Raw genomic sequence first — 21,676 nt, 5'->3', positions numbered from 1 at the left:
TGCGAAAGCCACGCCTGGATGTCGGCATTGATCACGTCTCAGAAGTCGGCGACCTTGCCCCAGGCCGAAGCGTCGAAGCGCCGCGGATCGTAGGATGTAGCATCGACGATCGGTTCCGAACCGGTCATCAGATCGGCTACGAGGTGCCCGGCGCCCGGCCCGATGCCAAAGCCGTGCCCCGAAAATCCGGCGGCCAGGAAGAATCCTGGGACGGAATGCATTTCGCCGATGGCGGGCACACCATCCGGCGTGCTGTCGATATAGCCGGCCCAGGCCGCGCTGATCTTGGTCTGGCGCAGTGCCGGCAGCAGCTCGATCGCGCGGGCATGCGTCAGGCGGATGGTCGCCTGATCGGGAACCGGATCGAGGATGCGCATCCGTTCCATCGGCGTCGGCCGGTCGAGTCGCCAGCGCCGCAGCGTTTCGTGGCCCGAACGCATGCCTTGCTGCCCGCCGGGTCCGAGGCTTCGCCACCGCTTAAGGAACATGGGCAGGAACTGCGACGAGAAGCGCAGCAGCTGCGGTGTCACGTCCACGCGTCCGCGTCCGCTTATGGCAAGCGTGTAGCCGCCATCGCCGCGACGCGTGGCCGAAATCCGTGCCGTGTGCAGCGCATCCGGCAGGCCCTCCGCACCGGGCGAGACGGACAGGATGGAGGAGCGGACCGATGCCTGCGGGAAGCGGAAACCGAACTGATGGCAAAACGAAGAGGCCCAGGCGCCGCCGGCCAGCACCGCAGCCTTGGTCCGGATCGTTCCGCTTTCGGTGACCACGCCGCTCAGGCGCCCGCCCTCGGTTTCGATGCCGCGCGCGGCGCAATGCTGGTGCACGGTGCTCCCGAGCTTGACGATGGCGCGGGCGACAGCGGGTGCGGCCCGCGACGGATCGGCGGTGCCGTCGGTCGGCGAGAAGACGCCGCCCTTCCAGGTTCGGCTTGTGGCGCGGGCTCGCTCGCTGGCCTCTGTCCCGTCGAGCATATGGGTTTTGACGCCGGCCGTTCTGGCGAAGTCACGCCAGCGCGCCCAGCCGGCCAGTTCGACCTCGTCATCGCTGAGGTAGAGCAGGCCGCAGCGGCGAAAGCCGGTGTCTTCGCCGGTTTCAGCCGCAAAGCTGTCCCACAGGTCGAGGCTTCGGGTTGCCAATGGCAGCTCGCGGGCGTCGCGGTTCTGCTGGCGGCACCATCCCCAGTTCCTCGAGGACTGCTCGGCACCGACGCGTCCCTTTTCGACAAGCGCGACCTTCAGGCCGCGCCGTGCCAGGTAATACGCCGCGAAGATGCCTACGATGCCGCCGCCGATCACCACCACGTCAGCGGATTGCGGCAGTTCGCCGGATGTCTCGATTTGCTGCAGCGGCGCGCGCATGGTCCCTCTACCTTTGAAGTTCCAATCTACCGCGTTGCGCAGGCAGCCGCTGCTGCAGTTGAGGCTGAGGCAGAATTATATTCCGACCAGCCCGCGCAATTCGAGAGCCCATGCGTTTTAAAGCACTGTCCGTTCGGATGGACAGGCAGGCGGGCTGTGGTAATGTCGACGGATATCGGCAAGGCAGCATTTTGTGCTGTGGCATGAGTTCTGCGGAGGCAGCCGTGAAACTGGATCGGATCGACATCAAAATTCTTCACGAATTGCAGAAGAATGGCCGCATCACCAATGTGGAACTGGCTGATCTGGTGCATCTGTCGCCAAGCCCGTGCCTGATGCGGGTCAAGAAATTGCAGTCGGAAGGCTACATCGAGGGCTATTCCGCACAGGTCAATATCGGCAAGCTCGGCCAGATGTTGACCGTATTCACCGAAATCACCCTGAGGAACCACCGCCAGGTGGACTTCGCCCGCTTTCTCGCCGTCGTGGAGAAGATCGATCAGGTCATCGAATGCCACCTCGTGTCGGGCGGCTACGACTACCTGATGAAATTCGTGACCGCCGGCATCGGCGAGTACCAGACGATCATGGAGCGTCTGACCGACATGGATATCGGCATCGACAAGTATTTCAGCTTCGTGGTGCTGAAGTCTCCCATCGTCAAGGCGCACATGCCGTTGCCCAGCCTGTTTCCGAGGTGAGGCTTTGCCGTTTCGTCAGCGATGGCCGTAGTGGCTGACGAGCTCGGGGTCGCGGACGAGGCCATCGAGCCACGTTGGGTCAAGCTTCGGCACGGAGGAGAACAGAAGCTTGGAATAAGGATGGGTGGGTGCCTTGAGCTTGTCGGGCGTGATTTGCTCCACCCGCTCGCCGTTGTACATGACCATGATTTCGTCGCAGATCGCTTCGACTACCGAGAGGTCGTGGCTGATGAAAATGTAGGAAAGGCCCAACTCGCGTTGCAGTTCCTTGAGCAGCTCGATCACGGCGGACGCCACCACCGTGTCGAGCGCCGAGGTGATTTCGTCGCAAATGATCAGCTTGGGGCCGGCCGCCAGAGCGCGCGCGAAGTTCACCCGCTGCTTCTGGCCGCCCGACAGCTCCGATGGATGTCTGTAGCGCAGGCCTCGCGGCAGGCGCACCATGTCGAGCAACTCGTCTACGCGCTTCGAGCGCGCCTGCCGGTCTAACCGGTGATAGAAGGCCAACGGGCGGGAGATGATGTCCTCCACCGGCTTGGCTGGATTGAGCGCGGTGTCGGCATATTGGAACACGATTTGCATCTCGCGCAGCTGGTCCTGGCTGCGTTTCCTGGCGGCGCGCTCCAGTTGCTTGCCGTCGAAGACGATGTCGCCGGCCGCCGCCGGATGGATGCCGGCGATGACTCGCGCCAGCGTCGATTTCCCACAGCCGGATTCGCCGATGACGCCGAGATTGCGCCCGGTCTCCACGACGAGGCTGACGGAATCGACAGCGCGGATTAGCGGCAGTCCGTCATCGCGCACCGCGCCATAGCCGGCCGTCACATTGTCGATACGCAGCAGCTGTTTCGTCCTGGCGTCGGCGTCTGCATGTGATTGCCGCGGCTTAGGTTCGAAGGCGGCCAGCAGTTCGCGCGTGTAGGGGTGCTGGGCGGCTGAAAGGATTGCCGCCGTGGTGCCGGTCTCCTGCACTTCGCCGCCTTTCAGCACCACGATGCGGTCGGCGATCTGGGCAACGACCGCCAGGTCGTGGGAAACGTAGACACCCGCAATTCCGCCCGCCCGCATGACCGACTTGAATGCCTTCAGCACGTCGATCTGCGTCGTCACGTCGAGTGCAGTCGTCGGCTCGTCGAAGATCATCAGCTTGGGATCGCCGATGAGCGCCATGGCCGCCGACAGCCGCTGCAATTGCCCGCCCGAAACCTGGTGCGGATAGCGCGCTCCGATCCCTTCCGGATCTGGCAACGACAAGGCCCGGAACAGCTCGACCGCGCGCTGGCGCGCCTTCTCGGGCGGCATCAGACCGTGGATTCGCGTGACCTCGATGACCTGCTCCATGATCGTCGACGAGGGGTTAAAGGCAGCGGCAGCACTTTGCGGAACATAGGCAATATCGGTGCCGCGCAGCTTGGCGCGTTCCTTTTCGGAGAGCGCTGCCATGTTCTTGCCGTTTACATTGATCTCGCCGCCGGTGATCCGGCAGCCGGGCCGCGCATAGCCCATGAGCGAGAGCGCTACCGTCGTCTTGCCGGAGCCGCTCTCGCCGATAAGGGCGACGATCTCGCCGTCGGCGATGTCGAGGCTGACGCCCCTGATGATTTCGACAAGCCGTCCGGCGTCCGTCGTCGCCTCGATCCTCAGGTTCCTGACCTCGACGAGATTGGTCATGCGTTCCTGTCCCTGATCTTCTGCGGCAGGTTGTCGATCAGCAGGTTGACGCTGATGGTGAGGCTGGCGATTGCCAGCGAAGGCACGATAACGGCTGGCGCCGCGAAGGGCAGGCCGCCGATGTTCTCGCGCACCAGCGCGCCCCAGTCGGCGAGCGGCGGCTGCAGGCCGAGCCCCAGGAAGGAGAGGCCGGAAAGCAGCAGCACGATGAAGACGAAGCGCAGCCCGAAGTCGGCGAGCACCGGCCGGATGATGTTGGGCAGGATCTCGGACCCGATGAGATAACCGATGCTTTCGCCGCGCACGCGAGCGACGGTCATGAAGTCCATGGTGTTGATGTTGACAGCAAGCGCCCGCGCGAAGCGGTAGGCGCCCGGAATATAGATGACGGCGAGCGTCAGGATCAGCGCCGGGATCGACGAGCCGACCGCGGCGACGACCACAAGACCGAACAGCTTGCTGGGGATCGAGTTCATGGCGTCCAGGAAGCGGCTGAGGCAGCTGTCGAGCCAGCCGCCGGTGACGGCCGCGATCATCCCCAGCACGACGCCGGAAAAGCAGGCGATACAGACGGCCGCAAGCGATATGCCGACAGTGTAGCGTGCGCCCATCAGAACCCGTGAAAGCATATCGCGTCCCAGGTAGTCCGAGCCGAACCAAAGCCCCTGGCGCATCGGGCCGAAATAGTCGTCGTCGACGATCTCGCCGATCGGATGGGGAAGGATGTAGGGCGCGAAGATCGCGACGAGCGTCCACGCCAGTATGACCAGCGCGGCCACGACGCCCACGAGATTGTAGCTGTGACCAAGGAAGGACCGTCGGGAGACTGCGGCGCGCGCCATCGTTATCTGAGCCTCGGGTTGGAAATGACGGCGATGATGTCGGCGGTCGTGATGAGGGCGAGATAGCCGAGGCAGAAGATCATTGCGCAGCTTTGGATCAGCGGCAGGTCGCGGGTCGCGACCGCATCAACCATCAGCTTGGCGATGCCGGGATAATTGAAGATCGTCTCCACGATGATGACGCCGCCGACCAGATAGGACAGCGAGAGCGCGACGGCGTTGACGATCGGCCCGAGAGCGTTCGGAAGCGCATGCCTCAGGACCATGCGGCCGCGCGATGCGCCCTTTAGAAGTGCCATCTCGACATAAGGTGTGGAAAGCGTCTCGATCACCGCGGCGCGGGTCATGCGAATCATCTGGGCGGAGATGACGAAGGTGAGCGTGATCACCGGCATTGCATAGATGCGCACGAGGTCGGTCAGCGAATGCGCCTCGTTGACCGAGGACAGCGCCGGCAGCCATTTGAGGTAAACGGCGAAAAGCAGGACCGCGAGGGTCGCGACCATGAATTCCGGCACGGAGATGATGCCGATCGAAAGAATGGTGACGGTGCGGTCGTAAGGAGAACCGCGCAACATGGCGGCGGTGATGCCGAGCGTCAGCGCCAGCGGCACCGAGAGCAGCGTGGTGATGCCGGCCAGCTTCATGGTGTTTACGAAGCGTCCGCCGATCAGTGCGGCGACCGGCATGTCGTTGGCATAGGAGGTGCCGAGGTCGCCGTGGAGCAGGCCGAGAAGCCAGCGCAGGAAGCGCAGGATTGCCGGATCGTTGAGATGCATGGCCTCGCGCAGGCCGGCGACGGCTTCCGGAGTCGCGGCCTGGCCGAGCAGGATCGACGCGGTGTCGCCGGGCAGCATGCTGGTGGCGAAAAAAACGGCGAACAGCACGATCAAAAGCGTGACAGCCGCGATCGCCAGCCGCTTCAGCACGAGGTTGAGAACCCCAGACGTCATGGAAGCGCTCCTGCGTTGCGTTCGGCCAAGCCATGTTGCGCAATGGGGTGCCGGGGACCGAAGGTCCGGTCCCCGCCAGGCGCCTCTCAGGCTTCGAGCCAGAGATATTCCGCCATCGCATAGCCCATCATGCCACCGAGCGGGTTCGCTTCCAAACCCTTCACCTTGCTGGAGAGGGCATCCACGTTGGAAATATAGGCCGGGATGATGGTGCCGGCCTCCTCGGAGACCATGACCTGCATCTGGTTGTAGATTTCCTTGCGCTTGGTCTGGTCGAGCGAGCCGCGCGCCTCGACGAGCAGCTTATCGAATTTCTCGGACTTGTACTGGCTTTCGTTCCACGGGGCGTTGGAAGCGTAGAGGAGCGAGAACAGGATGTCCGGCGTCGGCCGCGGATTGATGTTGCCGAAATGGATCGGTGCCTTCAGCCAGTAATTGTCCCAGTAGCCGTCGGACGGGACGCGCTGGACATCGAGCTTCATGCCGATCTCGGCACCGGCGGCCTGGACGATCGTCGCCATGTCGATCGAAGAGGTCGCGGCATCGGAGGCGACCACGGGGATGGACTGGCCAAGCAGGCCCGACTTCTGGAAGTGGAATTTGGCCTTGTCCGGGTCGAAGGCCTTCGGCTTGAGGTCGGCATTGTGGAAGATGTTCGCCGGCGAGACGGGCTGGTCGTTGCCGACTTCGCCGAGGCCGCGCAATGCCGATTTGACGATCTGCTCGCGGTTGACGAGATACTTCATGCCGGCCACGAAATCGGCCTTGCTGCCCGGATCCATGTCGAGCCGGATGTTGAGGTCCGTGTAGTTGCCCGAGGTCGTCTTCGACAATTCGAAGCCCTGCTGGCCGCCGATGAGCTTCATCGCGCGCGGATTGATCGAGGCGGCGAAATTGATGTCGCCAGACAGGAGCGCGTTCACGCGGGCGCTGTCCTCGCTGATAGCGATGAATTCGAACGAGTCGAGATAAGGCTTGCCCGACTTCCAATAGTTCTTGTTCTTGGAGACAACCGACCGCACGCCCGGTTCGAACGTTTGAAGCACGAAGGCGCCCGTGCCGTTGCCCTTGGAGAAGTCGGTGGTGCCGTCCGCCACGATCATGAAGTGGTGCAGCGCCAGGATGGTCGGAAGGTCGGCATTCGGATCGGCCAGCGTGATTTCCACGGTCGACTTGTCGACCGCCTTGAAGCCGGTCATCTGCGCGGCGATCTTGGCGACCTTGGAACCGACCGCCGGATCGAGATGGCGCGTCATCGAGAAGACGACGTCGTCGGCGGTGAGGTCCTTGCCGTCGTGGAAGGTGACGCCCTTGCGCAGCTTCACGGTCCAGGTCTTCGCGTCCTTGCTGTCGAAGCTTTCAGCCAGCTCCATCTGCGTGACGCCGTCCTTGTCGAGGAAAGTCAGGCGGTTGTAGAGCGAGCAGCAGCGGACATAGTCGGTCGACAGCGACGCCTTTGCCGGATCGAGCGTGTCGGCGGTCGAGGACGACCAGCCGGCGGCCTTGAAACTCCCGCCGGAAACCGGCGTGGCGGCGACGGCATTGGTGGCGCGGCCAAGCACCATGCTGCCCGCGGCAACCGCGGCGCCGCCGGCCAACAGCATCTTGAGGAGTTCGCGGCGGCTCGCGCCCCGCCGAATGGCATTTTCGACCATGGCATCATCTGCGCTGGTCCAGTTCGTGATCTTGTCTGTCATATCATTCCCCTTTCTGTTTGTTTTCCGGGTTGCTCGTCTTGACGCGGCTTTCCGGGCTTGGGCTCAGGTTCGTTCCTTCAGGCTTTCCCGCACGGCCGCCGCCAAGGCCGCCATCGACGTGAAGTGGTGGTCCGGCACGGTGAAGCGCTCGGGCTCGATCGTGCCGCCACAGCCCTTCTGGGCATGCCGGCGCTCGATCCAGCAGTTGGTCAAGCCAAGCGCCCGGGATATGCCGATATCGTGATACTGGCTTTGCGCGACGTGCAGGATGTCGTCCTTGCTGTCGCCCCTTGAGGCTACGAAATCGAAGACCTTCTGGAAAAAGGCCGGGTCCGGTTTTTCCGTGCCGGTATCGTCAGCGGTGAAGGTAGCGAAGAAGGGCAATCCGAGGCGCTTCTCGAAATGATCGAGCGCCCATCGCCGGGCATTGGTCATGGCAATCAGCTTGTGGGATTTCGCAAGCTCGGCCAATGCCGCTGCGCTGTCGGGGAAACCTTGCCAGGCGCTGGCGGAGTCCCGCAGGCGGGCGCCGTATTTCTCCTCGGCCGGCAGGCCGAGCCGCGGCGCGATGACCATATAGACACGTACGAGATCGTCGGGAAACAGGCCCGCATCTGGCATGTAGCGGGCCTGCCGGTACAAGGCCAATGCGGCTTCGCCATCGATGGAAACGCCAGCGTCGGCTGCAATCCCGGCCAGGCAGGTCGTGATGCCGCCTTCGAAGTCGATCAGCGTGCCGACGACATCGAAGGTCATGTATTCGAATTCGCTAAAGCCCCTGGGCAAGACTGGCTCTCCTCTGCGCGCGGCCGGATTGCATGTGCTGAACAGAACAAAATTCCGTGCTGTCCGGGGCGTCGGCCTTTTTCAAAGGCCCGGAGATCCGAGCTTTCTGGCCTTGTCTTAACTGCAGTCTGGCACTTCCCCCGCGCCGAATTCGCCGAAAAGGCGTGAGGGGGCGGCACAAAATTGCGAAATCGTCTGCCCCGGCGCTATTTCGAAACGCGCGGTATTCGTCGCCCGTCATACCAGAGCCTGGCGGACATCGGGATCGGCCAGCGTCTGGTCGAGCGTCCGGCGCGTGCGCTCGATGATCGCATCGATGTCGTCGTCAGTGCAGCAGAGCGGGGGAGCGTAGCCGAGAACCCCGTTGGCAAAGGCACGGATGATCAGACCGTTTTCCCACGCCCTGTCGAAGACGCGCCGCGCCGGCATGGCTGACGCCGGAAGCGGTGTTTTCTTCTGCTTGTCGACCACCAGTTCAATCGCAGCAAGCATGCCGCGACCGCGCACATCGCCGACGAGAGGGTGGTCGCTCAGGCCTGCCAGCCCCGCCATCAGGCGGGCGCCGGCCTTGATGCCATTCTCCAGAAGGCCGTCTTCGTAGAGCCTCAACACTTCGAGCGCGACGGCGGCGCTGACGGGATGGGCGGAGTAGGTGTAGCCGTGGCCGACCGAAGAAGCGCCCGCGCCATCGGCGATGACGCCGTAGACATGATCGGACATGAATACGGCGCCCATTGGCACATAGCCCGACGTCAGCCCTTTGGCGGTCGTCATGAAATCGGGAACGATGTCCTCATCCGTGCAGGCGAACAGGGGTCCGGTGCGGCCGAAACCGGTGATCACCTCGTCGGCGATGAACAGGATGCCGTACTCCCTGCAGAGCTCGCGCACCGCCTTGATCCAGCCCTTCGGCGGGACGATGACGCCGCCCGAGCCCTGGATCGGCTCGGCATAGAAGGCAGCGACCCGCTCCGGTCCGATCTCCTCGATCTTGGCCTTCAGCGCGCCGAGCGATGCGACGATGATCGCGTTGCCGTCCTCGCCCACCGGGTTGCGATAGGGATAGGGAGAAGGGATCTTGTGCTGCCATTCGAAGGGAATGCCGAAACCGGCGTGAAAGGCGGGCAGCGCGGTGAGGCCCGCGCCGACCACCGACGATCCGTGATAACCCTGCTCTATGGAAATGAACTGGTCGCGTTGCGGCTCGCCCCTGGCATTCCAGTAGTAGCGGACGAAACGGATCGTGCTGTCGACCGCGTCCGACCCCCCGAGCGTGAAAAAGACGTGGTTGAGATCTCCGGGAGCGCGCTCGGCCAGTTCCGAGGCGAGCCGGATGGCCGGCTCCGAGCCGAGATCGAAATAGGCGGTGGCATAGGGAAGCTCACGCATCTGCCGGGCTGCGGCCTCGACGATGCTGTCGTGGCCATAGCCGGCGTTGACGCACCACAGGCCGGCGAAACCGTCTACGAGTTGCTTGCCGGACGCGTCGGTCACGGTCGCGCCCTTCGCCGATTTCAAGACGCGCACACCGAGCGTCTCATGGCCGCGATAGGACGAGACCGGATGGATGAGATGGGCGCGGTCCAGTTCGATCAGGGAATTGGCGAGCATGGTTGTCCTCCGGATTAACCGAGCGCCTGGTTGGCGAGGGCGTATACTTTTGGCCGGGCCTGTGCCGCGTCCTTCCTGGACGGACGGTCCATGGTCACGCCGCCGCCGACATGTGCGAGGCCAATCTCCCCGAGCCAGTCGGCGATGCCGGCCCTGCTGTCGGTATCCACACGCAGGAAGGCGCCGGGGCGCGATGTGGCGAAGAATCTGATGAGTGCCTTGGCGTCCTCGACATTTCCGGCGATGACCGGGCCGATCACCTCGCCGCGTCCAAACGGGCGGATCGCCGCATAGGCCTCGATGGCGCCGTTGCGGCGGATGATCGCGAATTGGCCGCGCTCGGCCAGCGCATCGATCAGAGCTTCACGGTTGGCGCCATAGGCGTCGCGGTCCATCGCTTTGATCGTCGGTAGATCATCGGCACCCGCTGCGTCCACGCCCTCGGGCGCGCCAAGCTCTGTAACGTTGCCCTGATGCTGCAGGATCGTGCCAGACGGCACGAAGCCAAGCTTCTCATAGAGCTGCATGCCGGCCGTCGTCGCGACGAGCCGCAGCGGACGGTCGCCGGCAAGAGCGAGGGCCTGATCCATGAGCCGGCGCCCAAGCCCCTTGCCTCGCACGTTCTTGTCCACGATCACCATGTTGATCATGGCGCAAGCCGCGCCGTAGGGCGTTACCAGAATGGTTCCGGTGACGCGGCCCTGGTCGTCGAGCGCGACCGCGCCGCTTGAGAGCCGCAGCGCCATCTGCCAGTCCTGCGGGCGATGCGGCCAGTTCTCCTGGCGAGATAGCGCCACTGCGCCCTCGATATGTTCCGGCCCGAACGCCTGGAGTTGGATCTCGCTCAGCTGCATGAGGCATCCCTTCCGTCTGACGCCAGTCTCGGCCATCGGCGCGTCGCAGATCGTCTGAAGGTCCTGGCTTGGGCAGTATCTTTCGCCGTAGCGCAAGGGATGCGCCGCATCTTGTGCTGGCGGCCTCCGCGATGAGTGCGCCTTAGGTCGCGAAAGGCACTCTCATTGGCCGTCAAGATGCCACTGCGTGCCAAACCGGATGGCGGATACGGAACTTTCTGCTTTCGGGAGGCCCATTTCGGTCAGGTGGCTCGTCGCCTGGCGACTTATGATGAAGTGCATCGCAAAGCTTGTGTGCTTCCACGGGAGATCGACAGACATGGCTTCTTTCCGGCCCAAATACATCACCTTCGACTGCTATGGCACGTTGACCAATTTCCAGATGGCGGAAGCGGCGCGCGACCTTTACGGCAGCCGGCTGGACGAGGCGCGCATGCAGGAGTTCATCAAGAACTTCGCCGCGTATCGGCTCGACGAGATCATGGGCGACTGGAAGCCCTATGCCGAGGTTGTCCACAACGCGCTTGAACGCTCCTGCAAGCGCAACGGCGTCGCCTTCAGCCCCGACGACGCCAGGATGGTCTATGAACGTGTCCCGACCTGGGGGCCCCATGCAGATGTCCCGGCAGGCCTGGCGAAGGTCGCCAAGGAAATTCCGCTTGTCATCCTGTCCAACGCCATGAACGCGCAGATCATGTCCAATGTCGAGAAGCTCGGCGCGCCGTTCCATGCCGTCTATACGGCCGAGCAGGCGCAGGCCTACAAGCCCCGGTTCAAGGGGTTCGAGTACATGCTCGACATGCTGGGTTGCGGGCCGGAAGATATTCTTCACTGCTCGTCCTCGTTCCGCTACGACCTGATGTCGGCGCACGATCTCGGCATCAAGAACAAGGTCTGGGTCAATCGCGGCCACGAACCGGCAAACCCTTACTATGGCTATGTCGAGATATCAGACATTTCCGGTCTTCCGGGCGTGGTCGGGCTTTGAAACAGGCGGATTGCCGATGAAACTGATCTCCTACTGGCACGATACCGCCCCTGTCTTTTCCGGCGGAGCGCAAGGCCCGGTCGAGGGGCACTATGACGCCGTCATCGTCGGTGGCGGCTTCACTGGTCTCGCCGCGGCGCGCCAACTGGCGAAGGCCGGCGCGAAGGTGGCGGTGCTGGAGGCGGAGCGGGTGGGCTGGGGCGCATCCGGTCGCAATGGCGGGCACCTGAACAACGGCCTCGCGCATAGCTATCTTTCGGCCAAGGCGGAGCTTGGGAAGGAACGGGCAATCGCGCTCTACCGCGCGCTCGACGACTCCGTCGACACCATCGAGGCGCTGGTTGCCGAAGAGGGCATCGACTGTAATTTCCGCCGCGCCGGCAAGCTGAAGCTCGCCTCCAAGCCGCAGCATTTCGAAGCGATCGCCCGCAACTTCGAAGCCCTCCATGCGGAAGTGGATCCGGATACGGCGCTGCTGTCGGCGGCCGACCTCAAATCCGAGATCGGCTCGCCCTTCCACGGCGCGATGCTGTCGAAGAAGAGCGCCATGATGCATATGGGCCGCTATGTGGCAGGCCTGGCCACGGCCGCCGCCCGCCACGGCGCCATCATCCACGAGAACGCAGCGGTGACCGACCGCAAGCAGGTCGGTGGCAGGCATGAGCTGACGACCTCCCGCGGCCGGATCAAGGCCGACAATGTGCTGGTAGCGACCGGCGCCTATACCACGCCGAATTTCGGCTATTTTCGCCGCAGGATCATCTCCGTCGGCAGCTTCATCATCGCCACGCGGCCATTGAGCGACGCCGAGATCGCCGCGACCATGCCCGGCAACCGGACATGCGTGACCTCGATGAACATCGGCAACTACTTCCGGCTTTCACCGGACAGGCGACTGATCTTCGGCGGTCGCGCGCGCTTTTCGGCGACATCGGACCAGCGCTCCGATGCCAGGAGCGGACAGATATTGCGGGCCGGCCTCGCGGCTATCTTCCCGCAGCTCGCCAAGGTCGAGATTGACTATTGCTGGGGTGGGTTGGTCGACATGACCAAGGACCGTTTTCCGCGGGCCGGCTACCATGACGGTGTCTGGTACGCGATGGGCTATTCCGGTCACGGCGCGCAGCTTTCCACCCATCTCGGCATGATCATGGCCGATGCAATGCTCGGTCGCGAGGATCGCAATCCGATGAAGGGGTTCGAGTGGCCTGCCATTCCCGGCTATTCCGGCAAGCCGTGGTTCCTTCCGATGGTCGGCCTCTACTACAAGGCGCTCGATCGGATTCAGTGATCGTCGATCCGTTGTAGTCGGGCTTCAGCCAAATTGCCTCAACTGAGCCCGCCCATGTGGAAGCTCTTCATCTCGAGATATTCCTCGATACCGGCCTGCGCACCCTCACGGCCGAGGCCCGACTGCTTGACGCCGCCGAAGGGGGCGACTTCCATCGAGACCGAGCCGGTGTTGAGCCCCACCATGCCGAACTCCAACGCCTCGCCGACGCGCCAGGCGCGCTTCAGGTTCTCTGTGTAGAAGTAGGAGGCAAGGCCGTAGGGTGTGCCGTTGGCGAGCGCGATCGCCTCCTCTTCCGTCTCGAAGCGGAAAAGCGGCGCGACCGGGCCGAACGTTTCCTCGCCGGCGAGTTGCATGTCTTTTGTGGCGCCGGTCAGCACCAGCGGCGCGACATACTGAGGGCCCTCCGGCAGCGCCGGCTTTTCGGTGATGATCGCCGCTCCTTTGGCGAGCGCATCCTCGACGTGGCGGTTGATCTTCTCGACCGCCGCCATGTTGATCATCGGCCCGATGACGACACCGGGTTCTGTGCCCGGCCCCACCTTCATGGCGTTGACGCGGGCGGAAAGCTTCGCGGCGAAGGTTTCGTAGACTCCGGCCTGGACGAGGATGCGGTTGGCGCAGACGCAGGTCTGGCCGCCGTTGCGGAACTTCGAGACAAGCGCGCCCTCGACGGCGAGATCGAGATCGGCGTCGTCGAAGACGATGAGGGGCGCGTTGCCGCCGAGTTCGAGGCTGAGCCGTTTCACGGTATCGGCCGCTCCGCGCATCAGCAGCGAACCGACCCGCGTCGAGCCGGTGAAAGAGATCTTGCGCACGGTCTCGTTCGCCATGATCTCTTTGCCGATCTCGGCCGGCATGCCGGTGACGATGTTGATGACGCCGGCGGGGATGCCCGCGCGTTCGGCAAGCACGCCGAGCGCGAGCGCCGAATAGGGGGTGAACTCGGATGGCTTGATCACCACCGTGCAGCCGGCGGCCAGCGCCGGCGCGACCTTGCGGGTGATCATCGCGTTGGGGAAGTTCCACGGCGTGATGATGCCGCACACCCCGACCGGTTCCTTCTGCACGATGATGCGCCGGTCCGGCGTGGGCGAGGGGATGGTGTGGCCATTGATGCGGCGTGCCTCCTCTGCGAACCATTTGACGAAGGACGCGCCGTAACGGATCTCGCCTTTGGCCTCGTCCAGCGGCTTGCCCTGTTCCGTCGTCAAGATCAGCGCGAGATCGTCCAGATGCGCGAGCATCAGGCCATGCCAGGTCTCCAGGAGGCCCGAGCGCTCGGCGTTGGTCTTCTTCTTCCAATCGCCATAGGCGGAAGCCGCGGCGTCTATCGCTGCGCGAGTCTCCGGACCGGCCATGTCGGGCACCGTGCCGATCGTTGCCTGGGTCGCCGGATCGACGACATCGACCGTCTTTGCGGAAGAGGCCGCGACCCATTTGCCGCCGATCAGGCCGGCCTCGCGGAACAGACTTTTGTCTTTGAGATTTTTCATCGAAAACGACCTTGCAATCAGGAGAGCGCTGCGACGACGGCGGCCGTGATGGCCTCCGTTCTGTCTTTGCCAGGAGTGGTTCCAATGCCGTGCGCGGTTGTCGCTTCGACCGCTTGCATGACCCGGCCGGCGGCGGCCGCTTCGCCGAGATGGTCGAGCATCATGGCGCCGGACCATATGGTGGCGATCGGATTGGCGATGCCCAGATGGGCGATGTCGGGCGCGGAGCCGTGCACAGGCTCGAACATGGACGGCGCCGAGCGGTCGGGATTGATGTTAGCGGAAGCGGCGTAGCCGAGCCCGCCCTGGATCGCCGCGCCGATGTCGGTCAGTATGTCGCCGAACAGGTTGGAGGCGACGACGACGTCAAGGCTCTCCGGCGCCATGATCATGCGCGCGGCGAGCGCATCGACATGATAGCTGGTCACGTCGACGTCCGGATAATCCGCGGCCAGCTTTCGCGTGATGTCGTCCCAGAACACCATCGAATATTTCTGCGCGTTGGACTTGGTGACCGAGGCCAGCTTGCGCCGGCGCGACCGCGCCTGCTCGAAGCCGAAGCGCAGGATGCGCTCGACGCCGGCGCGGGTGAAGATCGAGGTCTCCACGGCAACTTCGTCCAGCGTGCCCTGATGGACGCGTCCGCCCGCGCCCGAATATTCGCCCTCGGTGTTCTCGCGGATGCAGAGGATGTCGAAGTTTTCCGCCCGCAGCGGTCCGGTGACGCCCGGCAGCAGGCGGTGCGGCCTTATGTTGGCGTATTGCAAGAATGCCTTGCGGATCGGCAGCAGCAGGCCGTGCAGGGAGACCGAATCCGGCACCTCCGCCGGCCAGCCGACGGCGCCCAGAAGAATGGCGTCGAAGCCGCGCAAGGTCTCGATGCCGTCCTCGGGCATCATGCGGCCGGTTTCCTTGAAGTAGCGGCAGGACCAGTGGAGCTCGGTTCGCGTCAGGGCAAAGCCGAAGTTCTTGGCCGTGGCTTCCAGCACCCTCCAGGCGGCGGCGGTCACATCGCGGCCGATGCCGTCACCGGGGATCAAAGCGATCGAGTAGGACTTCATCGGCATCCCTCTAGAGGCTGATCAGGACGCTCTTGGTCCTGCGGTTGGCGAGATAGGCCTCGCGGCCGAGATCCTTGCCGATACCGGAGCGCTTGTAGCCGCCAGTTGGCAGGATATGGTCGCGCGAGCGGCTGTAGCGGTTGATCCAGACGGTGCCCGCTTCGAGCTTGCGTGCCAGGCGGATCGTACGGGACAGGTCGGAGGTGAACAGGCCGGAAGCCAGCCCGTAGGTCGGATGGCTGGACAGCGTCAGCGCCTCTTCCTCGGTCTCGAAAGTCTGGATGGTCAGGACCGGGCCGAAGATTTCCTCGACGATCGCCGGGTTGGCCTGGTCGACATTGGCGATCAGTGTCGGCTCGTAGAAATAGCCGGGGCTGACCATGGCGCCGCCGCCGGTCAGGCACTCGCCGCCGATCGCGACGGAGGCCCGCACGATGCTATCGACACGGGCTCGCTGCCGTTCCGAGATGATCGGCGAATACTGCGTCGCCTCGTTCCAGGTGGGGCCGGGCCGCACCGCCTTCATCTTGTCCAGGATGGCGGCCGTCAGCCTGTGGGCCACATTCCTCTCGACAATCAGGCGCGTGCCGGCGACGCAGGCCTGGCCGGCGTTGAAGGTGACGCTGCCGGCGATGGCTGTCGCCGCCCTCTCCAGATCGGCATCGGCAAAGACGATCTGCGGGCTCTTGCCGCCGAGTTCCAGCGTCATCGGCTTGACGCCGGTGCGGGCGATGTTCTCCATGATGGCCGAGCCGGCGCGGGTCGAGCCGGTGAAGCTGACCTTGGCGATCTCGGGATGACCGGTCAGCGCCGTGCCGGTCGTCGGACCGTCGCCGAGCACCACGTTGATCAGCCCGGCGGGCAGGCCAGCCCTGACGGCGAGCTCTGCCATGTAGACGGCCGAGAAAGGTGTCATTTCCGACGGCTTCAGCACCACCGCATTGCCCGCGGCCAGTGCCGGACCAAGTTTCCAGCCGGCCATCGAGATAGGAAAATTCCAGGGCGTGATCGCGCCTACCACGCCATAAGGTTCGCTCATGATCATGCCAAGGGTGGCATCGTCCGTGGGCACCAGTTCGCTGCCTTCCTTGTCGGCGAATTCGGCAAAGAAGCGGATCTGCTCGGCGGTCACGGCGATGTCGCCGGCAACGAGCTGGCCGACGGGCCGCGTCGAGCACAGCGCCTCGATTTTTGCCAGCGTTTCGGCTTCCGCCTCGATCAGGTCGGCCCAGGCCTGGAGTGCCCGAGTGCGCTCGCGTGGCCGGACGCCGCCCCAGTTGCTGGCCTTCAACGCCGCCTTGGCGCTCTCCACCGCACGGTCGACCATATCGAGGTCGGCTACGGGGCTGGCGGCGTATGCCTTGCCATCCGAGGGTCGGCGCATCTCGATCGCACCCTCGGCCGCGATGAGCTCTCCGCCGATGAAATGGCCGATGGGAAGGGACACGGTATCCGGATCGAAGCTCAACTTCATAGGCGACCACCTTGCAGCATTCTGCGGGAGCCTAGCGCGAGCAGGAGCGCAGCATGCACCGTTCGACGATCAGTCGCGGATGATTGTTGCGTGCTGGCGATGAGGGACGGCAAAATCTGTTGCGGGGCCAGCACCTCGCTCGCACGCCATTACCCTACCGTCACGTAGATCTTGCGCACCGTTTCAATGGTCTTCCAGACACCGGTGAAGCCAGGCTTCATAACGAAGCTGTCGCCGGCGCGGTAGGTCACCGCCTCGCCGCCATCGGGCGTGATTTCAATCGCGCCAGTGAGGATATGGCAGAACTCGAAAGTCTCCCCCTTGATCGAGCGCGTCTCGCCCGGCGTCGCTTCCCAGACGCCGGTATGGACGAGATCGCCCTTGGCCGCGTCCTGCGCCCAGGTCTTGAAAGCAGGCTCGCCGGCTATCAGCCGTTCGGGCAGCGCCCTGGATTCGCGCGGCGGGAAGGCAGGGCTGGTTTCGACGGTCTTGAGCAGGGACAAGGGATGGCCTTTCAGTTGGACTTCAATAGCCGCGCGACCGGTCGACGAGCCCAATGGGGTCGAGGCCGGCGCGGTGGCGTCGGATGTTTTCAATGACGGCGCGCGCAGCGGTCGCGGGCTGGGTGACGCTCGCGACATGCGGGGTCAGGATGATCTTCGGATGCGACCAGAAAGGATGACCCGCGGGCAGCGGTTCGGGATCGGTCACATCGATCATCGCCGCCGAAAGGTGGCCGCTGTCGAGCGCGGCGGCAAGTGCTTCATGATCGAGCTGTGCCCCCCGGCCGGTGTGGATGAGCGCCGCGCCCTTGGGCAGCTTCGCGAACAGGGCGGCATCGAGGAAACCGCGCGTTTCCTCCGTCAATGGCAGCAGGCAGACCAGTATGTCGCTGGCCACGAGCATCTCCTCCAGTCCAGGTTCGCCATGATGACAGGTCACGCCTTCGATCTGCCGCGGCGAGCGGCTCCAGCCGGCGAGCGGAAAGCCGAAGGGCTTCAGGCGATCGAGGACGGCCTGGCCGAGTTGCCCGAGGCCGAGCACGCCGATCCGGCGCGACCCGGCTTGGAGTTGCCCGATGTCGCGCCATTGGCCGGCGCGCTGTTGCGCCAGATAGGCGGGCACGTTGCGATGCAGGGCGAGCACGGCAAGCGTCACATACTCCTGCATCATGCGCACGATGCCTTCCTCGATCGTCCGCACGATCTTCGCCTTCGCCGGCACGGCATCGAAGCGAAATTGGTCAACGCCTGCGCCCAGGGAAAACAGGATCTCCAGGTTCCGGTAGCGGGCGAGGTCTTCTGGCGCGGTCCAGGTAATGAGATAGCGTACCGCGTCGGGATCGACCGTTGTGGCATCGATGGTAAAGCGGACGTCCGGCAGTTCTTTGGCGAAGGCTTCGGCGAAGATCGCCCCGCGCCGCGCATCGGAATTGAACAGGAATGTCATTCCGATTCCCTTCAAGCCGCGCAGCGGGCGCCCAGCGCCTCGACCAATCGCTGGCAGGCGATGAGTTCGCTGGTGAGAATGTACTCATCCGGCTTGTGGGCACGGCCGATGTCGCCGGGGCCGCAGATGATTGCGTCGAAGCCAGCGGCTTGGTAGAGTCCGGCCTCGGTTCCGTAGCTGACGGCGGCGATCGGCGTTTCGCCGGTTAGCTCTTGCAGCAGCGCCGCCACCGGCGCGTCCTGTGGCAGCGACAGCGCCGGATAGGCGCTGAGCTGCGTCCATTCGACCCGAAAGCCGTCGGCCTCACAGGCCTCTGCCTTCGCCCTTACCGGTGCAAGCAGGCTGGCCGGGTCAACGCCCGGAATGGCGCGCGCCTCCAGCTCCAGCGTGCAGCTGTCGGGAATGATGTTGACCGACTGTCCGCCCTTGATCACGCCAGCCTGCAGCGAGGAATAGGGCGGCGCGAAGGCCGGGTCGAACGGGCCATGCGTCAGCCGCTCGGCTTCGCTCACGACCGCAGCCAGCGTTTCGGCCATGGCGTGGATGGCGTTGAGGCCGATGTCGGGCCGCGAGGAATGGCCGGAGCGCCCGTTGATCGTCACGCGGGCGGCTGCCTTGCCCTTGTGGCCGCGTACGGCGCGCAAGCCACTTGGCTCGCCGACGATCACGCCGAGCGGCTTGGCGCAAAGTTCGGCAAGGCGGGCGATCAAATGCGGCACGCCGCGGCATCCCAGCTCTTCGTCATAGGAGAAGGCGAAATGGATTGGCCTGGCAAGGCGCAGCTTCGTCAGCGTGGGCACGGCCGCGAGCACCGCAGCCAGAAACCCCTTCATGTCCGTGGTGCCGCGTCCATAGAGCCGCTCGCCCTCCCGGCGCAGCGCAAAAGGGGCCGAGCTCCACTGCGGTTCGCCGGCGGGGACGACGTCCATGTGGCCGGACAGGATGTAGCCCGGGACATCGACAGGGCCGATCGTCGCGAAAAGATTGGAACGGTCGCCTTCCGGCCCCGGCAGCACCGTGACCTGCGCGCCGTGCCCAGCGAGATAGGCCTCGATCCAGTCGGCGATGTCACCGTTCGGCTTGCCGGCGACCGATGGGAAGGCGACGAGACGGTCGAGGATGTCGAAGACGTCCATTCCAGCCCTCAAAGCATATCGGGATCGCCGGGATCGATGCCGACGATTGTGTGCTGCTACATTTCCGCAGAGAATGTCTGCGTTCTCCCGCGATTGCGTGCCGAAAGCGGAAATGTTTCAGTTGAATCTTGCGTTGGCAGGGGGCTTTCGAGCAAATCGTACGGGCCTGTTTGTTTAGCGTTGGTTGACAGACGGCGGCTGCGGCGTGTTGCCGGTCGATTTGCGGGATATTTCAGAGGCATGGACTTGAAGCCGTCCGGAAACTTGAAAATCGATACCTTCTCGATGCGTATCGGCGACATCGAAGGCGTCGAGCTGGACCGGTTGCATGCACTCTCGCTCTCCGTGGGATGGCCGCATCGCGCCGAGGATTGGCAATTCCTGCGCGAATCGGGAGAGGGGTTCGTGGCGCTAGACGAGATCGGCCGGGTTCTCGGTTCTGCTATGTGGTTCGCGCATGGTGCCGATTTCGCCACCGTGGGGATGGTCATCACCTCGCCGCGACTCCAGACGCTGGGAGCGGGGCAATGGCTGATGAAGCGGGTCTTCGACAGGGTCGCCGGGCACGATTTGCGCCTTAATGCAACGCGCGCGGCAAGACGGCTCTATCTCTCGCTCGACTTCCAGCCGGAGAAGACCGTTTATCAATGCCAGGGCATCGCCCGGATGCAGACGATGGCTGGGCCGGCCGATATTCGAGGCGATGTCCGGACTTTGGACGCAAGGGATATTCCCGCGGCAATCGCGCTCGACGCGGCAGGATTTGGCGTGAGGCGGGCGGCGCTCATCGAAAGACTTTTCGCGCACTCGGCCGGCTATGGTCTTTTCAAGGGTGACAAGCTGAACGCGTTCGCGCTTTGTCGGCCGTTCGGGCGGGGCTATGTCGTGGGGCCGGTCGTGGCGGAAAGCGACGCCGACGCCGTGGCGATCGTCCGGCCGCACGTGGCCGACCATTCGGGGTCTTTCCTGCGCATCGACACCCATATGGACAATGGCGAGTTCGCAGCCTTTCTGTCGCACAGCGGAATGCCGGTTTTCGACACGGTGCTCACCATGTCGATGGGCAAGCCCCTCAACGAGTTTGCCGTCGGCGGCTCAGCTGGACCGGTGACCTATGCGCTTGCCAGTCAAACACTCGGGTAGTCGAGTCTAGGCAGGCGCGGCTATTCAGCCCATCACAGGCACTCTTGTGGCGCAAGGAGAACCTAAGTGTTCAGTCCCGGCATTTGCTGGATCGGGTTTAGGGTGAACCGTTGCGGGTCATTTGTCCATGATTTGCATATGAACTCGTAAGGCGTGAGCCCTTTAGGGTCTTGAGGCGGCGAGCAAAATTGTAGGCTGCTACGAAGTCATTCAGGTGTCTGCGCAGTTGATCGTGATCGTCGTAGTGGAAGCGTTTGACGGTCGCTTCCTTGATGGTTCGGTTCATGCGCTCGACCTGGCCGTTATGCTCGCTGTGCCTGTCGGNGCCCTTTAGGGTCTTGAGGCGGCGAGCAAAATTGTAGGCTGCTACGAAGTCATTCAGGTGTCTGCGCAGTTGATCGTGATCGTCGTAGTGGAAGCGTTTGACGGTCGCTTCCTTGATGGTTCGGTTCATGCGCTCGACCTGGCCGTTGGTCCAGGGATGCTTGATCTTCGTGAGCCTGTGGTCGATCTCATGTTCGTTGCAGACACGGTCGAAGATGTGGACGAAGGCATAGCGATGCCGTTCCTGGTTGGTGAACTGGATGCCGTTGTCCGTCAGCACTGTGTGGATGGCATAGGGAAGGGTTGCGATGAGATTGCGCAGGAACTGTGCCGCAGCCATCTTGCCCGCCTTCTCGTGCAGTTCGACATAGGCGAACTTTGATGTCCGGTCGATCGCAACGAAGAGATAGAGCTTGCCTTCGGCGGTCTGGACTTCAGCAATGTCGATGTGAAAATAGCCGATCGGGTAGGATTTGAATGTCTTCTTTGCAGGCTTGTCGCCCTCGACATCCGGCAGGCGTCCAATGCCATGGCGCTGCAGGCAGCGGTGCAGCGACGAGCGTGTCAGGTTCGGGATGGTCGGCTGGAGGGCATAAAGGCAATCATCGAGCGGCAAGAGTGTGTGCTTCCGAAAAGCCACGATGACTGCTTCTTCCTCAAGCGACAGGACCGTTGATTTCGGATCTTTCGGGCCAGTCGGAAGATCCGCAACGGACGTGCGCTTYTTCCATTTGGCAACGGTCTTCTGATTGATGCCGTAGCGCTTCGAAAGCGCTCTCAGGCTCTCTTCACTATTCTGTATTGCTCGACGGACTGCCTCTGTCGTCGTGGCGCT

The 21,676-nt window shown here is 63.7% G+C and carries 19 protein-coding genes and 1 pseudogene; 4 read left to right on the top strand and 16 right to left on the bottom strand.

Annotated elements, in window-relative coordinates:
* Positions 1 to 38: 38 nt before the first annotated feature.
* Positions 39 to 1,364 carry an NAD(P)/FAD-dependent oxidoreductase gene (locus ASD99_RS05945; RefSeq protein ID WP_057143007.1) on the bottom strand — a complete coding sequence of 442 codons (1,326 nt, stop codon included), beginning with the start codon at positions 1,362 to 1,364 and terminating at the stop codon, positions 39 to 41.
* Positions 1,365 to 1,588: 224 nt separating this feature from the next.
* Between ASD99_RS05945 and ASD99_RS05940 the strand changes: the two genes are divergently transcribed.
* Positions 1,589 to 2,065, top strand: coding sequence for an Lrp/AsnC family transcriptional regulator (locus ASD99_RS05940; protein WP_056582439.1), 477 nt, complete (start codon positions 1,589 to 1,591; stop codon positions 2,063 to 2,065).
* Positions 2,066 to 2,080: 15 nt separating this feature from the next.
* On the opposite strand, the gene ASD99_RS05935 is transcribed toward ASD99_RS05940, so the two are convergent.
* The 7 genes from ASD99_RS05935 to ASD99_RS05905 form a co-directional block, all read right to left on the bottom strand.
* Entirely contained in the window at positions 2,081 to 3,736 is a 1,656-nt protein-coding gene (locus ASD99_RS05935; RefSeq protein WP_057143006.1) for an ABC transporter ATP-binding protein, read from the bottom strand.
* The gene (locus ASD99_RS05930; protein WP_200950969.1) at positions 3,733 to 4,578 is read right to left on the bottom strand and encodes an ABC transporter permease; all 846 of its coding nucleotides are present in this window, start codon (positions 4,576 to 4,578) and stop codon (positions 3,733 to 3,735) included. Before ASD99_RS05930 ends, ASD99_RS05935 begins: the two co-directional genes overlap by 4 nt.
* 2 nt (positions 4,579 to 4,580) lie before the next feature.
* Positions 4,581 to 5,531 (bottom strand): ABC transporter permease, encoded by a 951-nt coding sequence (locus tag ASD99_RS05925; protein WP_056582436.1) that lies wholly within the window; start codon positions 5,529 to 5,531, stop codon positions 4,581 to 4,583.
* Positions 5,532 to 5,617: 86 nt separating this feature from the next.
* Entirely contained in the window at positions 5,618 to 7,228 is a 1,611-nt protein-coding gene (locus tag ASD99_RS05920; RefSeq protein ID WP_057143005.1) for an ABC transporter substrate-binding protein, read from the bottom strand.
* Positions 7,229 to 7,291: 63 nt separating this feature from the next.
* On the bottom strand, positions 7,292 to 7,984 hold the full coding sequence (locus tag ASD99_RS05915; protein ID WP_413813918.1) for an HAD-IA family hydrolase: 693 nt from the start codon (positions 7,982 to 7,984) through the stop codon (positions 7,292 to 7,294).
* Positions 7,985 to 8,251: 267 nt separating this feature from the next.
* The gene (locus ASD99_RS05910; protein ID WP_057143003.1) at positions 8,252 to 9,625 is read right to left on the bottom strand and encodes an aspartate aminotransferase family protein; all 1,374 of its coding nucleotides are present in this window, start codon (positions 9,623 to 9,625) and stop codon (positions 8,252 to 8,254) included.
* A 14-nt stretch (positions 9,626 to 9,639) separates the two neighbouring features.
* Positions 9,640 to 10,479: a GNAT family N-acetyltransferase gene (locus tag ASD99_RS05905; protein WP_057143091.1), complete on the bottom strand. Its 840-nt coding sequence runs from the start codon at positions 10,477 to 10,479 to the stop codon at positions 9,640 to 9,642.
* A gap of 319 nt (positions 10,480 to 10,798) precedes the next feature.
* Between ASD99_RS05905 and ASD99_RS05895 the strand changes: the two genes are divergently transcribed.
* Complete coding sequence (locus tag ASD99_RS05895) at positions 10,799 to 11,467, top strand: haloacid dehalogenase type II (RefSeq protein WP_056582424.1); 669 nt, start codon at positions 10,799 to 10,801, stop codon at positions 11,465 to 11,467.
* Positions 11,468 to 11,483: 16 nt separating this feature from the next.
* Positions 11,484 to 12,758, top strand: coding sequence for an NAD(P)/FAD-dependent oxidoreductase (locus ASD99_RS05890; protein ID WP_056582422.1), 1,275 nt, complete (start codon positions 11,484 to 11,486; stop codon positions 12,756 to 12,758).
* A gap of 38 nt (positions 12,759 to 12,796) precedes the next feature.
* Here the strand turns inward: ASD99_RS05890 and ASD99_RS05885 are convergent, their stop codons facing one another.
* From ASD99_RS05885 to argE, 6 genes are all read right to left on the bottom strand, one after another.
* A complete protein-coding gene (locus ASD99_RS05885; RefSeq protein WP_057143002.1) occupies positions 12,797 to 14,254 on the bottom strand; it encodes an NAD-dependent succinate-semialdehyde dehydrogenase in 1,458 nt (485 codons plus the stop codon).
* 17 nt (positions 14,255 to 14,271) lie between these two features.
* Positions 14,272 to 15,315 (bottom strand): tartrate dehydrogenase, encoded by a 1,044-nt coding sequence (locus tag ASD99_RS05880; protein ID WP_056582729.1) that lies wholly within the window; start codon positions 15,313 to 15,315, stop codon positions 14,272 to 14,274.
* Between the two features lie 10 nt (positions 15,316 to 15,325).
* Complete coding sequence (locus ASD99_RS05875; protein WP_056582418.1) at positions 15,326 to 16,789, bottom strand: aldehyde dehydrogenase family protein; 1,464 nt, start codon at positions 16,787 to 16,789, stop codon at positions 15,326 to 15,328.
* A gap of 149 nt (positions 16,790 to 16,938) precedes the next feature.
* Positions 16,939 to 17,292, bottom strand: coding sequence for a cupin domain-containing protein (locus ASD99_RS05870; protein ID WP_057143090.1), 354 nt, complete (start codon positions 17,290 to 17,292; stop codon positions 16,939 to 16,941).
* A gap of 22 nt (positions 17,293 to 17,314) precedes the next feature.
* Complete coding sequence (locus ASD99_RS05865; protein ID WP_057143001.1) at positions 17,315 to 18,238, bottom strand: 2-hydroxyacid dehydrogenase; 924 nt, start codon at positions 18,236 to 18,238, stop codon at positions 17,315 to 17,317.
* 11 nt (positions 18,239 to 18,249) lie between these two features.
* Positions 18,250 to 19,374: an acetylornithine deacetylase gene (gene argE, locus ASD99_RS05860; protein WP_057143000.1), complete on the bottom strand. Its 1,125-nt coding sequence runs from the start codon at positions 19,372 to 19,374 to the stop codon at positions 18,250 to 18,252.
* A gap of 240 nt (positions 19,375 to 19,614) precedes the next feature.
* Here argE and ASD99_RS05855 point away from each other — a divergent pair, with 240 nt between their 5' ends.
* Positions 19,615 to 20,517, top strand: a complete 903-nt coding sequence (locus tag ASD99_RS05855) for a GNAT family N-acetyltransferase (protein ID WP_057142999.1) — start codon at positions 19,615 to 19,617, stop codon at positions 20,515 to 20,517.
* A gap of 62 nt (positions 20,518 to 20,579) precedes the next feature.
* On the opposite strand, the pseudogene ASD99_RS33130 reads toward ASD99_RS05855, so the two are convergent.
* Together ASD99_RS33130 and ASD99_RS05850 are read right to left on the bottom strand one after the other, a co-directional pair.
* Positions 20,580 to 20,841 (bottom strand): annotated as a pseudogene (locus ASD99_RS33130) (integrase core domain-containing protein); the annotation flags it as partial.
* Between the two features lies 1 nt (position 20,842).
* A partial coding sequence (locus ASD99_RS05850) for an IS481 family transposase (RefSeq protein WP_057143089.1) occupies positions 20,843 to 21,676 on the bottom strand: 834 nt, incomplete at both ends.

The organism is Mesorhizobium sp. Root695 (assembly GCF_001428185.1).
Classification (GTDB): domain Bacteria; phylum Pseudomonadota; class Alphaproteobacteria; order Rhizobiales; family Rhizobiaceae; genus Mesorhizobium.
This window is presented reverse-complemented; position numbering and strand designations above follow the sequence as displayed.

Coding starts and splice junctions, on each gene's coding strand:
- ASD99_RS05935 (WP_057143006.1), bottom strand. CDS start 3,736: ATGACCAATCTCGTCGAGGTCAGGAACCTGAGGATCGAGGCGACGACG.
- ASD99_RS05890 (WP_056582422.1), top strand. CDS start 11,484: ATGAAACTGATCTCCTACTGGCACGATACCGCCCCTGTCTTTTCCGGC.
- ASD99_RS05925 (WP_056582436.1), bottom strand. CDS start 5,531: ATGACGTCTGGGGTTCTCAACCTCGTGCTGAAGCGGCTGGCGATCGCG.
- ASD99_RS05920 (WP_057143005.1), bottom strand. CDS start 7,228: ATGACAGACAAGATCACGAACTGGACCAGCGCAGATGATGCCATGGTC.
- ASD99_RS05910 (WP_057143003.1), bottom strand. CDS start 9,625: ATGCTCGCCAATTCCCTGATCGAACTGGACCGCGCCCATCTCATCCAT.
- ASD99_RS05915 (WP_413813918.1), bottom strand. CDS start 7,984: ATGACCTTCGATGTCGTCGGCACGCTGATCGACTTCGAAGGCGGCATC.
- ASD99_RS05875 (WP_056582418.1), bottom strand. CDS start 16,789: ATGAAGTTGAGCTTCGATCCGGATACCGTGTCCCTTCCCATCGGCCAT.
- ASD99_RS05930 (WP_200950969.1), bottom strand. CDS start 4,578: ATGGCGCGCGCCGCAGTCTCCCGACGGTCCTTCCTTGGTCACAGCTAC.
- ASD99_RS05945 (WP_057143007.1), bottom strand. CDS start 1,364: ATGCGCGCGCCGCTGCAGCAAATCGAGACATCCGGCGAACTGCCGCAA.
- ASD99_RS05865 (WP_057143001.1), bottom strand. CDS start 18,238: ATGACATTCCTGTTCAATTCCGATGCGCGGCGCGGGGCGATCTTCGCC.
- ASD99_RS05855 (WP_057142999.1), top strand. CDS start 19,615: ATGGACTTGAAGCCGTCCGGAAACTTGAAAATCGATACCTTCTCGATG.
- ASD99_RS05905 (WP_057143091.1), bottom strand. CDS start 10,479: ATGCAGCTGAGCGAGATCCAACTCCAGGCGTTCGGGCCGGAACATATC.
- argE (WP_057143000.1), bottom strand. CDS start 19,374: ATGGACGTCTTCGACATCCTCGACCGTCTCGTCGCCTTCCCATCGGTC.
- ASD99_RS05895 (WP_056582424.1), top strand. CDS start 10,799: ATGGCTTCTTTCCGGCCCAAATACATCACCTTCGACTGCTATGGCACG.
- ASD99_RS05885 (WP_057143002.1), bottom strand. CDS start 14,254: ATGAAAAATCTCAAAGACAAAAGTCTGTTCCGCGAGGCCGGCCTGATC.
- ASD99_RS05880 (WP_056582729.1), bottom strand. CDS start 15,315: ATGAAGTCCTACTCGATCGCTTTGATCCCCGGTGACGGCATCGGCCGC.